Genomic DNA, 15087 nt, shown 5'->3' on the forward strand with positions numbered 1-15087 from the left:
CGGATCATCGACATGAGCTCAAATCTCTCGCCGCAGGCCCCCGTTTTCACCCCGCTTACCGGCGCCATCCGCGCCCTGGCCATGGACGCCGTCCAGCAGGCCAACTCCGGTCACCCCGGCGCCCCGATGGGCATGGCGGAAATCGCCGAGGTGCTGTGGCGCCGCCACCTGCGCCACAACCCGGCCAACCCGCGGTGGGTCGACCGCGACCGTTTCGTGCTCTCCAACGGCCACGGCTCGATGCTGATCTACGCGCTGTTGCACCTGACCGGCTATGACCTGACCATCGACGATCTCATGAATTTCCGCCAGCTGCACTCGAAGACGGCTGGCCACCCGGAATACGGCATCACCGCCGGCGTCGAGACGACGACCGGCCCGCTCGGCCAAGGCATTACGAACGCCGTTGGCTTTGCGCTGGCCGAGAAGGTCCTCTCCGCCGAGTTCAACAAGCCCGGCCACACCATCGTCGATCACCATACCTATGTCTTCCTCGGCGACGGCTGCCTGATGGAAGGCGTCTCGCACGAAGCCTGTTCGCTGGCCGGCACGCTCGGCCTGGGCAAGCTGATCGCCTTCTGGGACGACAACCGGATTTCGATCGACGGCCATGTCGAAGGCTGGTTCACCGATCACACGCCGGGCCGTTTCGAGTCCTACGGCTGGCACGTCATCCCGGATGTCGACGGCCATGACGCCGAGGCGATCGAGCGGGCGCTGCTCGCCGCCAAGGCAGTGACCGACCAGCCGAGCCTGATCTGCTGCCGGACGACCATCGGCATGGGCGCCCCCAACAAGCAGGGCAGCCACGACGTGCATGGCGCCCCGCTCGGCAAGGACGAAATCGCCGCCGCCCGCGAGTACATCGGCTGGGAACATGCGCCGTTCGACATTCCGGCCGACGTCTACACGGCCTGGGACGGCAAGCCGCGCGGCGCCGTCTTCGAGGGAAACTGGAACAACCGCTTCGCCGCCTACCGCGCCGCCTTCCCGACCGAAGCCGCCGAGTTCGAGCGCCGCGTCGTCAAGGGCGAACTGCCGGGCGGCTGGGAGGCGACCAAGGCCGCCTACGTCGCCGCCTGCCGCGCCAAGGCCGAGAACATCGCCACCCGCAAGGCCTCGCAAAACGCCATCGCCGCGCTGGTCCCGGCGGTGCCGGAAATCTTCGGCGGCTCGGCCGACCTCGCCGGCTCCAACCTGACCTTCGTCAAGGGCAGCAAGGGCGTCACCAAAACCGAGGGCGGCAACTACTGCTACTACGGCGTGCGCGAATTCGGCATGACCGCGATCGCCAACGGCATTGCGCTGCACGGCGGCCTGATCCCCTACACCGCGACCTTCCTGGTCTTCTCCGACTACGCGCGCAACGCCATCCGCATGGCGGCGCTGATGAAGCTGCGCCAGATCATGGTCTACACCCATGACTCGATCGGCCTCGGCGAGGACGGCCCGACGCACCAGCCGGTCGAGCACATCCCGTCGCTGCGCGTCATCCCGAATCTGGATGTCTGGCGCCCGGCCGACGCCACTGAAACAGCCATCGCCTGGGCTGCTGCGGTCGACCGCCAAAACGGGCCAAGTTTGCTCGCCCTGTCGCGCCAGAACCTGCCGACCGTCACGCAGAACGCCGCCGACGCCGACATCGCCCGCGGCGCCTACGTGCTGTCCGACTGCGCCGGCGAAGCGCAGATCACCTTCATCGCCACCGGCTCCGAGGTCAAGCTGGCGCTCGACGCCCAGGCCGCGCTGGCCGGTGAAGGCATCGCCACGCGCGTCGTCTCGATGCCGTGCAGCAACGTCTTCGACCGCCAGAGCGACGAGTACAAGGGCGCGGTCCTCGGCGGCTGCAAGAAGCGCATCGCCATCGAAGCCGCCCACCCCGATTTCTGGCGCAAGTACGTCGGCCTGCACGGCGCCGTGATCGGCATCGACCGCTTCGGCGAGTCCGCCCCGGCCGGCCAGCTGTTCGAGATGTTCGGTTTCACCGTCGCCAACGTCGTCAAGACGGCCAAGGCGCTGTTGTCCTGATTTTTTTGAGAGGGAGTTAGATTCATGGCTATCAAGGTTGCAATCAACGGTTTCGGTCGTATCGGTCGCTGCACGCTGCGCGCCATCTACGAACAGGGTCTGCAGAACGAATTCGACGTCGTGGCGATCAACGCCTCCGGCGATCTGGCCACCAACGCCCACCTGCTGAAGTACGACACCACGCACGGCCGCTTCCGCACCCCGGTCGAAACCGAGGGCGACAACTGCATCATCATCGACGGCAAGAAGATCCCGTTCTACTCGACCAAGAATCCGAAGGAAGTCGATTGGGCCAAGCACGGCGTCGACCTGCTGCTCGAATGCACCGGCGCCTACACCACCAAGGCCAAGGCCGCCGCGCTGCTCGAACAGGGCGCCAAGCGCGTGCTGATCTCCGCCCCCGGCGGCGACGATGTCGACACGACGATCGTCATGGGTGTTAACGAAAACGCCCTGAAGGCCGACATGACCGTCGTCTCCAACGCCTCGTGCACGACCAACTGCCTGGCCCCGGTCGCCAAGATCCTGGCCGACAACGTCGGCATCAAGCAGGGCCTGATGACCACCATCCACGCCTACACCAACGACCAGGTCACCGTCGACGTCCGCCACAAGGACCTGCGCCGCGCCCGCGCCGCCGCCGCCAACATCATCCCGACCAAGACCGGCGCCGCCAAGGCCGTCGGCCTCGTCCTGCCGCAGCTGGTCGGCAAGGTGGACGGCTTCGCGCTGCGCGTGCCGACCATCAACGTCTCGCTGGTCGACCTGACCTTCACCGCCGAACGCGCCACCACCAAGGAAGAAATCAACGCCTTGATGACCGCCGCCGCCAACGGCCCGCTGAAAGGCATCCTCGACGTCAATAACGAGCCGCTGGTGTCGTCCGACTTCAACCACACCACCGTGTCGTCGACCTTCGACGCCACCCAGACCCGCGTCATCAAGGGCGAGGACGGTTCGGTGCTGGTCAAGGTGCTGGCCTGGTACGACAACGAGTGGGGCTACTCCTGCCGCATGCTCGACGCCGCCCGCGCCTGGATGCAGGCCAAGTAAGCGACGCAGTTTCCAGGGGGCCGCAAGGCCCCCTGTGCTTTCAACCCGCCCGGCGCACCGACACTTGCCCGCTTCCGCCCCCCGGCGTCTAGCCATCAACGGTTACGGCCGCATCGGCCGCTGCTTCCTGCGCGCCCTGCTCGAGGCGCCGGCCGCCCACAATCTCCAGGTCGTCGCCATCAACGAACCGGCCAACCTCGAGAGCATGGCCTACCTGACACGCTACGACTCGACGCACGGACGCTTTCCCGGCCTGGTCGAGGCAGTCGACGGCCGGCTCCTGATCGACGGCCGGCCAATTCGCATCAGCCACGCGCGAACCCCCGAGGAGACCGACTGGCGCGGCATCGACCTCATCGTCGAATGCTCCGGCCGCTACGGTCGACGCCCAGAACTGACCCGTTTCCTCGCCGCTGGCTGCCCGCGCCTGCTGCTCTCGCACCCCGGCGCCAGCGGCGACGACGTCGATGCCACCATCGTCGCCGGCATCAACCAGGACAGCCTGACCGGCGCCGAGCGCCTGGTTTCCGCCGCTTCCTGCACGACCAACGCCATCGTCCCGCTGCTCGACCTGCTCGACCGCGAACTGGGCATCGAGCAGGCGCTGCTGACCACCCTGCATTCGGTGATGAACGACCAGCCGCTGATCGACGGCTACCACCACGACGACCTGCGCCGCACGCGTTCGGCGATGCAGTCGATCATCCCGGTGTCGACCGGCCTCGCCCGCGGCGTCGAGCGCCTGCTGCCGCAGCTGGCCGGGCGCGTCCAGGCCAAGGCGATCCGTGTCCCGACGACCAATGTCTCGGCGATCGACCTGACCCTCGCCACCCAGCGCCCGGTATCCGCGCACAGCGTCAACCTGCTGCTCGCCGCCGCCGCGCGCGGCCCGCTGAAGAAACTGATCGCCTATTCCGAGGCGGCGCACGCCTCGATCGACTTCAACCACGACCCGCATTCGGCCATCGTCGATGGCAGCCAAACGCGCACCGCCGGCACCCACCTGGTCAACCTCTTCGTCTGGTTCGACAACGAATGGGGCTTCGCCAACCGCATGCTCGAAGTCGCCGACCATTGGTCGCGCCTGTGGCACAATCACTAAATATAATCAATCACTAATACTGGAGAAACCCATGAACGTAATCAAACTCACCGACCTCGATGTTGCCGGCAAGCGCGTCTTCATCCGCGCCGATCTCAACGTGCCGCAGGACGAGGCCGGCAATATCACCGAGGACACCCGCATCCGCGCCTCGCTGCCGTCGATCAAGTACTGCCTGGAAAAGGGCGCGGCGGTCATGGTCACCTCCCACCTCGGCCGTCCGACCGAAGGCGAGCTGAATCCCGAGGACAGCCTGACCCCGGTCGCCGTCCGCCTCGGCCAGCTGTTGAAGCAGCCGGTGCGCCTGATCGCCGACTGGGTCGACGGCGGCTTCGAGGTCAAGCCGGGCGAAGTCGTCCTGCTGGAAAACTGCCGCGTCAACAAGGGCGAGAAGAAGAACAACGACGAACTGGCGCAGAAGATGGCCAGGCTGTGCGACATCTACGTCAATGACGCCTTCGGCACCGCGCACCGCGCCGAAGCCACCACCCACGGCATCGCCAAATACGCCCCGGTGGCCTGCGCCGGCGTGTTGATGGGCGCCGAGATCGACGCCCTGTCGAAGGCGCTGCACGAGCCGAAGCGCCCGCTGGTCGCCATCGTCGGCGGCTCCAAGGTGTCGTCCAAGCTGACCATCCTCAAGTCGCTGGCCGACAAGGTCGACCAGCTGATCGTCGGCGGCGGCATCGCCAACACCTTCCTGCTCGCCGACGGCAAGCGCATCGGCGATTCGCTGGCCGAGGCCGACCTGGTCAAGGAAGCGCACGCCATCATGGACATCATGAAGGCGCGCGGCGCCGAAGTGCCGCTGCCGGTCGACGTCGTCGTCGCCGACGAAGTCTCGGCCCTGGCCCGCGCCAACAAGATCCCGGTCGAACAGGTTGCCGCCCACGACCGCATCCTCGACGTCGGTCCCAAGACCGCCGCCAAGCTGGCCGAGATCATCGCCAATGCCGGCACCATCGTCTGGAACGGCCCGGTCGGCGTCTTCGAGCTGCCGCAGTTCGCCGGCGGCACCAAGATGCTGGCTTCCGCCATCGCCCACTCCGAGGCCTTCTCGATCGCCGGCGGCGGCGACACGCTGGCCGCCATCGCCAAGTTCCACATCGCCGAGGACGTCGGCTACATCTCGACCGGCGGCGGCGCCTTCCTGGAATTCCTCGAAGGCAAGACCCTGCCGGCGATCGCCGTGCTCGAGGAACGCGCGGCAAAATAAGGCCGCACGACACGTCGACCGCGGTCCTGCTGCGGTCGACGGCCTGAAAAGGCCGAAAATCCAACAATAATCAGGAAGAGACACATGTCGCGCCACACCAAGATCGTCGCCACGCTGGGCCCCGCCTCGTCGTCGCCGGAAATTCTCGAACGCATGGTGCGCGCCGGCATCGACGTCGTGCGCATGAATTTCTCGCACGGCAGCACCGAGGACCACCTGGTGCGCGCAACCAGCATCCGTGAGATTGCCGCCCGCCTCGGGCGCACCGTCGGCATTCTCGGCGACCTGCAGGGACCGAAGATCCGCGTCGGCAAGTTCGCCGACGGCCGGATCACGCTGGTCGAGGGCACGCCCTTCATCCTCGACGCGCAATGTCCGCTCGGCAACCAGGAGCGCGTCGGCCTCGACTACAAGGAGCTGCCCAAGGACGTCCGGACCGGCGACATCCTGCTGCTCGACGACGGCCGCCTCAAGCTCGAAGTGACCGGCGTGCGCGGCCCCGAGATCCATACCCGGGTGCTGGTCGGCGGCGATCTCTCCAACAACAAGGGCATCAACCGCCAGGGCGGCGGGCTGACGGCGCCGGCGCTGACCGCCAAGGACATGGACGACATCAAGACGGCGGCGCAGATCGGCGTCGATTTCGTCGCCGTCTCCTTCCCGAAAAGCTCGGCCGACATGTACATGGCGCGCCAGCTGCTGCGCGCCGCCGGCAGCAGCGCCGTGCTGATCGCCAAGATCGAGCGGGTCGAGGCGGTGGAGAACATGGCCGAAATTCTCGATGCCTCGGACGGCATCATGGTGGCCCGCGGCGACCTCGCCGTCGAAGTCGGCGACGCCACCGTGCCCGCCCTGCAGAAGAAGATGATCCGCATGGCGCGCGACAAGAACAAGCTGACCATCACGGCGACGCAGATGATGGAGTCGATGATCGCCTCGCCGGTGCCGACGCGCGCCGAGGTTTCCGACGTCGCCAATGCCGTGCTCGACGGCACCGACGCGGTGATGCTATCGGCGGAAACCGCCAGCGGCAAATACCCGGTCGAAACCGTCGAGTCGATGGCGCGCATCTGCATCGAAGCCGAACGCTCGGCCGAAGTCACCCTCGACCGCGAATTCCTCGACCGCGTGTTCACCCGCATCGACCAGTCGATCGCCATGGCGGCGATCTGGACGGCGCACCACCTCAAGGTCAAGGCCATCGCCGCCCTCACCCAGTCCGGCTCGACCGCGCTGTGGATGAGCCGCCTCAACTGCGGCGTGCCGATCTACGCGCTGACGCCGGACGCCGAATCGCTGGCGCGCATGGTCCTCTACCGCGAGGTCTACCCGCTGCTGATGAAGCAGCAGCACACCGACCGCGACCTGCTGCTGGCCGAGGCCGAACAACTGCTGATCGAGCGCGGCGTCGTCCAAAACGGCGACCTCATCGTGCTCACCATCGGCGAGCCGATCGGCAGCGCCGGCGGCACCAACACCCTCAAGATCGTCCGCGTCGGCGAGCATCAAATCGGCTAGCCGAGTAGAATAATTACGTTAACCTCACCGTTTCGAACAGGAGTTCCCCATGCCGCTCGTTTCCATGCGCCAACTGCTCGACCACGCCGCCGAAAACGGCTACGGTCTGCCCGCCTTCAACGTCAATAACATGGAACAGGTCTGGGCCATCTGCGAAGCCGCCAACCAGCTCGACGCCCCCGTCATCATGCAGGCCTCGGCCGGCGCCCGCAAATACGCCGGAGAGCCCTTCCTGCGCCACCAGATCCTCGCCGCCCTCGAAGCCTACCCGCACCTGCCCATCGTCATGCACCAGGACCACGGCCAGAGCCCGGCCGTCTGCATGGCGGCGATCCGCTCCGGCTTCACCTCGGTGATGATGGACGGCTCGCTGGAAGCCGACGGCAAGACCACGTCCTCCTATGAATACAACGTCGCCGTATCGAAGGAAACCGTCAAGTTTGCCCACTCGATCGGCGTTTCCGTCGAAGCCGAACTCGGCGTCCTCGGCTCGCTCGAAACCATGCGCGGCGACAAGGAAGACGGCCATGGCGCCGACGGCCACATGACCCGCGAGCAGCTGCTGACCGACCCCGACCAGGCGGCCGATTTCGTCAAGCAGACCAACTGCGACGCGCTGGCCATCGCCATCGGCACCAGCCACGGCGCCTACAAATTCACCAAGAAGCCGACCGGCGACATCCTCGCCATCGACCGCATCAAGGAAATCCACGCCCGCATCCCGAACACCCACCTGGTCATGCACGGCTCGTCCTCCGTGCCGCAGGAACTGCTGGCCGAGATCCGCGAGTTCGGCGGCGACATGAAGGAAACCTACGGCGTGCCGGTCGAGGAAATCGTCAACGGCATCAAACATGGCGTGCGCAAGGTCAATATCGACACCGACATCCGCCTCGCCATGACCGGCGCCATCCGTCGCTACTTCGCCGAAAACCCCTCCAAGTTCGACCCGCGCGACTACCTGAAGCCGGCCCGCGAAGCCGCCAAGAAGATCTGCCTCGCCCGCTACGAAGCCTTCGGCTGCGCCGGCCAGGCGAGCAAGATCAAGGTCATCCCGCTGGAAAAGATGGCCGAGCGCTACGCCAAGGGCGAGCTGAACCAGATCGTCAAGTAAGCAGACTTTTACGTTGCTTGACCGAAGGCCGCGCGATGCGGCCTTTCTCATTTCTGCTCTCGCCGTGCAAATTCCTGCCACGCCCATCATTCGCAGGTGCCGGGTATTCTCCTGGCAATCCGGGAAGCGCTGGTTCTGCGCCAACTAATGGCCTACGATGGGAAGAAAGCATACGGGCGTCGCTCGGGTTTGCGCCCTCGGCAATGGGTCCCGTGAACAGGAGACGATATGTCGCAAGTCGCGGAAGAGGGCAAGGCGGAACAACTGGCTGCGGTCCTGGAGATGGTGCGCGAGCGCCTGCCGGCCACCGAGGTGCCGCTGGTCGCGGCGTTCGTGCAGCGCTTCTACAGCCAGGTGGCGCCGGAGGACCTGGCCGAGCGGGCGGTCGCTGACCTCTACGGGGCGGCGCTGTCGCAGCTGCATTTCGCCCGGCGCTACGTCGCCGGCGCGCCCAAGCTGCGGGTATACAACCCACGTGTGGAGGAGCACGGCTGGCAGACGACGCACACGGTCATCGAGATCGTGAACGACGACATGCCCTTCCTGGTCGATTCGATCACCATGGAAGTGAACCGCCAGGGGCTGACCCTGCACATGATCATCCATCCGGTGATGAAGGTCAGCCGCAGCGGCGACGGGTCCCTGCTGGCGCTGCTCGATGCCGCCGACGCGAGCGACGATGCCGGCGCCTACGAATCGGTGATCCATGTCGAAGTCGACCGGCGTACCGAAGCGACACAACTCGAAGCCCTGCAGGCAGGCCTGCAGAAGATACTCGGCGACGTGCGCCTGGCGGTCGCCGACTGGGCGGCGATGCACGCGCGTATGGCCGAGATGATCGCCGACATCCAGCACACGCCACCGCCTGGCGACGCGGCCGACGTCGCGGAGGACAAGGCCTTCCTGGAGTGGATCGCCGACGGCAACTTCACCTTCCTCGGTTTCCGCGAATACCAGCTGGCGAGCGAGAACGGAGAGGACGTGTTGCGCGTGGTGCCCGGCTCCGGCCTCGGCATCCTGCGCGAGAAAGGCGAGCAGCGCTCGCTGTCGTTCGCCGCGCTGCCGCCCGAAGTACGCGAGATCGCCCATGAAAAGAGTCTCCTGGTACTGACCAAGGCCAACGCGCGGTCCACCGTGCACCGGCCCGGCTACCTCGATTACCTCGGCATCAAGCGCTTCGACGCCGAAGGACGCACCATCGGCGAGCGACGCTTCCTCGGCCTGTTCACCTCGACCGCCTACGACGCCAGCCCGCGGACGATCCCGCTCCTGCGGCGCAAGATCGCGACGGTGGTCGAGCTCGCCGGCTTCCTGCCCAACAGCCACGCCGCCAAGACGCTCTACAACATTCTCGAACAGTACCCGCGCGACGAACTGTTGCAGATCCCGCCCGCCGAGCTTTACACCATCAGCATCGGCATCCTGCGCCTCGGCGAGCGCCAGCGCACACGCCTGTTCATCCGCCGCGACGCCTTCTGCCGCTTCTTCTCGTGTCTCATCTACGTACCGCGCGAAACCTACAACACCGAACTGCGCGAACGCATGCAGGCGGTGCTGATGGAGATGCTCAACGGGAGCACGTCGGAATTCAACGTCCAGATATCCGAATCGGCACTCGCGCGCATCCACGTCGTGGTGCACACGCGCACCAGCTGCACCACGGACTACGACGTGCGCGAGGTCGAGCGGCGTCTGGTGCTGGCCGCCCGGCGCTGGCCGGACGAGCTCTACCAGGCGCTCAGCGAGCGCTGTGGCGAGGAGCGCGGCAACCTGCTCTACAACCGCTATGCCGCCGCTTTCCCGGCCGGCTACCGCGAGGCCTACTCGGCGCGCGCGGCGGTCGGCGACATCGAGCTGATGGAATCCCTCAGCGGCCCCGAAGGCCTGGCCATGAGCCTCTACCGTCCACTCGAGGCGGCGCCCGGCAGCCTGCGCTTCAAGGCGCTGTGCGAAGGCCAGGCGATGCCGCTGTCCGTGTCGCTGCCGATGCTCGAACACATGGGCGTGCGCGTGCTCGAAGAGCGCCCCTACGAAATTCGCCGCGACGGCGGCGCCACCGTGTGGCTGCACGACTTCGGCCTGTGGCGGGCCGACGCCGAGGAACTCGACATCGACCGCCTGCGCGACAACTTCCAGGCGGCCTTTCTCGCCGTCTGGCATGGCGTCGCCGAGAACGACGATTTCAATCGGCTGGTGCTGGCGGCCCAGCTCACCTGGCGCCAGGCGATGGTGCTGCGCGCCTACGCCAAATACATGCGCCAGGCCGGCTTCACCTTCAGCCAGGCCTATATCGAGCAGACCCTGGCGGCCTATCCGGCCATCGCCCGGCACCTGCTCGACCTCTTCCTGAGCCGCCACGACCCGGCCGCCGAGAGCGGGCGCGACGAGCAGTCGGCATGCCTGGAGGGCGAAATCACCGACGCCCTGGACGGCGTCACCAGCCTCGACGAGGACCGCATCCTGCGCCAGTTCCTGGCCGTCATCCTGGCCACCGTGCGCACCAACTACTTCCAGCGCCGGGACGGCGACAGCAAGCCCTATCTCTCGTTCAAGCTCGACCCGCACCGCGTCCCGGGGCTGCCCGAACCGCGGCCGATGTTCGAGATCTACGTCTACTCTCCGCGCGTCGAGGGCGTGCACCTGCGCGGCGGCAAGGTGGCGCGCGGCGGGCTGCGTTGGTCCGACCGCATGGAGGATTTCCGCACCGAGGTGCTGGGGCTGATGAAGGCGCAGATGGTCAAGAACACGGTCATCGTGCCAGTCGGCTCGAAGGGTGGCTTCGTCGTCAAGACCCCGCCGCCGGGCGGCGACCGCGACGCGCTGCTGCAGGAAGCCATCGCCTGCTACCGTCTCTACCTGCATGGACTGCTCGACCTCACCGACAACCTCGTCGGCGGCAGCGTCGTGCCCCCCGCCGGCGTGCTGCGCCGCGACGGCGACGACCCCTACCTGGTGGTCGCTGCCGACAAGGGCACGGCCAGTTTTTCCGACTACGCCAACGCCGTCTCGCGCGAATTCGGCTTCTGGCTCGGCGACGCCTTCGCCTCCGGCGGCTCGGCCGGCTACGACCACAAGAAGATGGCGATCACCGCCCGTGGCGCCTGGGAATCGGTCAAGCGCCATTTCCGCGAATTCGGCATCGACACGCAGGCGCAGGATTTCACCGTGGCCGGCATCGGCGACATGTCGGGCGACGTCTTCGGCAACGGCATGCTGCTCTCGCCGCACATCCGGCTGCTCGCCGCCTTCGACCACCGCCATATCTTCATCGACCCCGACCCCGACGCAGCAGCGAGCCTCGCCGAGCGGCAGCGGCTGTTTGCGTTGCCGCGCTCCTCCTGGGCCGACTACGACGCCACGCTGATTTCGGCCGGCGGTGGCGTCTATCCGCGCAGCGCCAAGTCGGTGCAACTCTCGCCCGAGGCCCGCGCCGCCCTCGGCATCGAGGCCGAAACGCTGACACCGCAGGAACTGGCGCGCGCCGTGCTGCTGGCGCCGGTCGACCTGCTCTACAACGGCGGCATCGGCACCTACATCAAGAGCCAGCGCGAAAGCCACGGCGACGTCGGCGACCGGGCCAACGATGCCATTCGCGTCAACGGCGGCGAGTTGCGCTGCCGCGTCGTCGCCGAAGGGGGCAACCTCGGCTGCACCCAACTCGGGCGCATCGAATACGCCCTGAAGGGCGGCCGCATCAATACCGACGCCATCGACAACTCGGCGGGCGTCGATTGTTCCGACCACGAGGTCAATATCAAGATCCTGCTCAATTCGGTGATCGAAGACGGCGAACTGACCGAGAAGCAGCGCAACGCCCTGCTCGTCGAGATGACCGAGGAGGTCGGCCGGCTGGTGCTGCGCGACAACTACTTCCAGACCCAGGTGCTGTCGATCACGCGCTCGCGCGGGCTGCACCTGCTGGACGAGCAGCTGCGCTACATCCACTATCTTTCCAACGCCGGCCGGCTCAACCGCCGCATCGAATATCTGCCCTTCGACGAGGAAATCGCCGAACGCAAGGCGGCCGGCATCGGCCTCACCACGCCCGAGCTGGCGGTGCTGCTGGCCTACCACAAGATGGAACTGTTCGAGGCGCTGCTCGCCTCCGACGTGCCCGAGGACAGCTACATTTCGACCGCCCTCAGCCGCTATTTCCCGCAGCCGCTGCGCGAGCGCTTTCCGTTGCAGGTCGGGCGCCACCCGCTGCGCCGCGAGATCATCGCCACCCATGTGGTGAACAGCATGGTGAACCGGGTCGGCCCGAGCTTCATCTTCCGCCTGCAGGAAGAGACGGGGGCCGCGCCGCCGGACATCGTCCGCGCCTACCTGGCGACGCGCGAGGTATTCGGCGTGGTGCCGCTATGGCAGGACATCGAAGCGCTCGACAACCTGGTCGCCGACGCCACCCAGACGGCGATGATCCTCGAAGGGCTGCGCCTGATCCAGCGCGGCACCCTGTGGTTCCTGCACCACCGCGACCATCTGCGCGACCTGGCCGCCACCCTGGCGCGCTTCTCGGGCGGGGTCGAGGCGCTGGCCACCAGCCTGAACGAGGTGGTCGCCCCGCTCTACCGCGCCGAGCTCGACGAAGCCGTGAACCGCCTCGCCGCCCAGGGCGTGCCGCCGGAACTGGCGCGGCGCGTCGCCGGGCTGGAGGAACTGTACTCGGCGCTGGACATCATCGAAGTCGCCGGCGAAACCGGCGCCCCGGCCGAACGGGTTGCGCTCGTCTATTTCCGGCTTGGCGGCGAACTCGACCTGCACTGGCTCAGTCGCCAGATCACCGCGCTGCCCGCCGACACGCACTGGCAGGGCATGGCCCGCGCCGCTCTGCGCGACGACCTGTCGACCCTGGCGCGCAACCTCGCCGCCGAAGTGCTGCGCACCAGCCCCGGCGAGACGGAGGTCGATGCCCTGATGGCCGCCTGGAAATCGCGGCGCACCTTCCAGTACGAGCGTTGCCGGCAACTCTTCGCCGAGATTCGCGGCAGCGCCACACCAGACATGCCGATGCTGTCGGTAGCGCTGCGTGAACTGCGCGCGCTGGCATAGGTCGGGGCAGCCTCTCTGGTGGCGACGAGAGGTCTCCCGACCCTCCCAACGCCTGGAGTTATCCAACAGTTCCGGGAAGCCTCGACGAGACCCGCTGTCGCCCGTGACAAGGACAACGGCCACGTTACGCTGCCGCGAGAACCCCGGCAAGTCCGACCCGCGCGACTACCTGAAGCCGGCCCGCGTAGCGGCCAAGAGGATCTGCCTCGCCCGCTACGAAGCCTTCGGCTGCGCCGGCCAGGCGAGCAAGATCAAGGTCATCCCGCTGGAAAAGATGGCCGAGCGCTACGCCAGGGGCGAGCTGAACCAGATCGTCAACTGAGCCCGCTTTTCCCGCCCCGACAAGGCCGCGCGATGCGGCCTTTTTCATTGCATCCCGCGCGCGCTCCACACGCCTTGACAGGCCCCCAAGGCCAACCCAGAATCAAAATAGAAAGCTTGCGGCAACCGGCTTCCCCCATCGACCTGCCTCGCCCACTTTACCCATGCCACTCACCCACATCGGTCGCTACGAAATCATCGAAACGCTGGGACTCGGCGAGATGGGCATCGTCTACAAGGGCTACGACCCGCTGATCGAGCGCGCGGTGGCGATCAAGACGGTCGGCTGGAGCGGACTCACGCGCGCGGAGAGCGACGAGTTCGAGCAGCGCTTCTTCCGCGAGGCGCGGTCGGCCGGCCGCCTCAATCATCCGAACATCGTCACCATCCACGACATCGGGCGCTGCAACGATCTCGCCTTCATCACCATGGAGTTTCTCGGCGGCCGCTCGCTGCGCGACATGCTCGACGCGGGCGTCGCGCTGCCGCCCTGGCGCACCGCCGAAATCGTCGCCGCCATCGCCGACGGCCTGGCGTTCGCCCACGCCCACGACGTCGTGCATCGCGACATCAACCCTGCCAACATCTTCGTGCTGGACAACGGCACGGTGAAGATCGCCGGCTTCGCCGTCGCGCTCCTGCCAAGCGCCTCGGCCAGGTACACGGCGCCCGAACGGATGGCCGGCAAAGGCGCCGACGCCCGTTCGGACATCTTCTCGCTCGGCGTCGTCCTCTACGAACTGCTGACCGGGCAGCCACCGTTCGCCGGCGACAGCGCCCCCGCAACGCCGCCCGCACAGACGCCCGCGAACCCCGCGCTGCTCCCGCCCTCCGTTCGCATCCCCGACCTGCCGGTCATTTTCGACCGCATCGTCGCCAGCGCCCTGGCCATCAATCCCGAGCAGCGCTATCAGAACGCCGCCGAGATGGCCGCGGAACTGCGCATCTACCAGAACATTCCCGGCAAGATGCATCCGGAAGCGGCGGCCGATGCCGTGGCAGTAGAGGACGCGACGCCGCTCCCCGTCACGTCCGCCGCCGACGCCCCGCCGCCGGCCGGGCGGGCGATGCAGTTCCAAGCGCAGCCGCTTGCCCGGGGTTTCGCCACGGCGCTGGTCGCGCTGGCGCCGCTCGCCGGCCTACTGCTGCTCTACCCCGCCCCGCCGCCGGCCGCGCCCGGGCCGCTGGCAGCCGCCCCGGCACCGGTGATCGTCGGCGCCAGCCCGGCGCACGTTGCCGCCATGCCCGTGCCGGCGCTTACTCCTGCCGCCACGGTCGACCACGCGGAACCCGCCGCGCCCGCCGTTGCGCAAGGCGGAATCGAATACGCGCAGATCAGCCCCCCGCCAACACCGGCGAAAAGGCCGGCCGCGCCCGCCGGCCGCCAGAAGGCCGTCGCCACCCAATCCACCCAATCCACCCAATCCACCCAATCCGCCCAGACCGCCATGCGCGCCGACATCGCCGCCTGCGACCGGCAACCCTTCTTCCAGCGCGTCTATTGCGTCGAAAAGGCGCGCTGGAAATACTGCGCCGACCGTTGGGGCAGCACCGAAGAATGCTCCTACGGGAACAAGGAGCGCGGCTGACTTGCCGAAGACTGGCCGCCCCCGTGGCGGCGCGCCGAACGTGCGCCCACCGTCGGGCAGCCGCGCCCGATTTCGATTTTCACCCCTTTTTGCC

Annotated in this window: 8 protein-coding genes and 1 pseudogene; all 9 read left to right on the forward strand. The window is 67.2% G+C overall.

What is annotated here, in order from left to right; all coding sequences use genetic code 11:
- The first annotated feature begins 12 nt into the window (after positions 1 to 12).
- Positions 13 to 2028 carry a transketolase gene (gene tkt, locus GH660_RS03650; protein ID WP_153145201.1) on the forward strand — a complete coding sequence of 672 codons (2016 nt, stop codon included), beginning with the start codon at positions 13 to 15 and terminating at the stop codon, positions 2026 to 2028.
- Between the two features lie 24 nt (positions 2029 to 2052).
- Positions 2053 to 3081, forward strand: coding sequence for a type I glyceraldehyde-3-phosphate dehydrogenase (gene gap / locus GH660_RS03655; RefSeq protein WP_153145202.1), 1029 nt, complete (start codon positions 2053 to 2055; stop codon positions 3079 to 3081).
- A gap of 64 nt (positions 3082 to 3145) precedes the next feature.
- A complete protein-coding gene (locus GH660_RS03660; protein WP_194266219.1) occupies positions 3146 to 4183 on the forward strand; it encodes a type I glyceraldehyde-3-phosphate dehydrogenase in 1038 nt (345 codons plus the stop codon).
- A gap of 31 nt (positions 4184 to 4214) precedes the next feature.
- Positions 4215 to 5399: a phosphoglycerate kinase gene (locus GH660_RS03665; protein WP_153145203.1), complete on the forward strand. Its 1185-nt coding sequence runs from the start codon at positions 4215 to 4217 to the stop codon at positions 5397 to 5399.
- Positions 5400 to 5483: 84 nt separating this feature from the next.
- Entirely contained in the window at positions 5484 to 6917 is a 1434-nt protein-coding gene (pyk, locus tag GH660_RS03670; protein WP_153145204.1) for a pyruvate kinase, read from the forward strand.
- A 49-nt stretch (positions 6918 to 6966) separates the two neighbouring features.
- The gene (fba, locus tag GH660_RS03675; RefSeq protein ID WP_153145205.1) at positions 6967 to 8031 is read left to right on the forward strand and encodes a class II fructose-bisphosphate aldolase; all 1065 of its coding nucleotides are present in this window, start codon (positions 6967 to 6969) and stop codon (positions 8029 to 8031) included.
- 228 nt (positions 8032 to 8259) lie between these two features.
- Positions 8260 to 13083, forward strand: a complete 4824-nt coding sequence (locus tag GH660_RS03680; protein WP_153145206.1) for an NAD-glutamate dehydrogenase — start codon at positions 8260 to 8262, stop codon at positions 13081 to 13083.
- Positions 13084 to 13270: 187 nt separating this feature from the next.
- A pseudogene (locus tag GH660_RS18175) lies at positions 13271 to 13405 on the forward strand (fructose-1,6-bisphosphate aldolase); the annotation flags it as partial.
- 163 nt (positions 13406 to 13568) lie between these two features.
- Complete coding sequence (locus tag GH660_RS03690) at positions 13569 to 14993, forward strand: serine/threonine-protein kinase (RefSeq protein ID WP_153145207.1); 1425 nt, start codon at positions 13569 to 13571, stop codon at positions 14991 to 14993.
- Positions 14994 to 15087: the final 94 nt, after the last annotated feature.

Source organism: Dechloromonas sp. H13 (genome assembly GCF_009469615.1).
In the GTDB taxonomy this organism is placed as follows: domain Bacteria; phylum Pseudomonadota; class Gammaproteobacteria; order Burkholderiales; family Rhodocyclaceae; genus Azonexus.

Excerpts from the sequence above, each read along its gene's own strand:
- tkt (WP_153145201.1), top strand. The coding sequence starts at position 13 with ATGAGCTCAAATCTCTCGCCGCAGGCCCCCGTTTTCACCCCGCTTACC.
- pyk (WP_153145204.1), top strand. The coding sequence starts at position 5,484 with ATGTCGCGCCACACCAAGATCGTCGCCACGCTGGGCCCCGCCTCGTCG.
- fba (WP_153145205.1), top strand. The coding sequence starts at position 6,967 with ATGCCGCTCGTTTCCATGCGCCAACTGCTCGACCACGCCGCCGAAAAC.
- GH660_RS03690 (WP_153145207.1), top strand. The coding sequence starts at position 13,569 with ATGCCACTCACCCACATCGGTCGCTACGAAATCATCGAAACGCTGGGA.
- GH660_RS03680 (WP_153145206.1), top strand. The coding sequence starts at position 8,260 with ATGTCGCAAGTCGCGGAAGAGGGCAAGGCGGAACAACTGGCTGCGGTC.
- gap (WP_153145202.1), top strand. The coding sequence starts at position 2,053 with ATGGCTATCAAGGTTGCAATCAACGGTTTCGGTCGTATCGGTCGCTGC.
- GH660_RS03665 (WP_153145203.1), top strand. The coding sequence starts at position 4,215 with ATGAACGTAATCAAACTCACCGACCTCGATGTTGCCGGCAAGCGCGTC.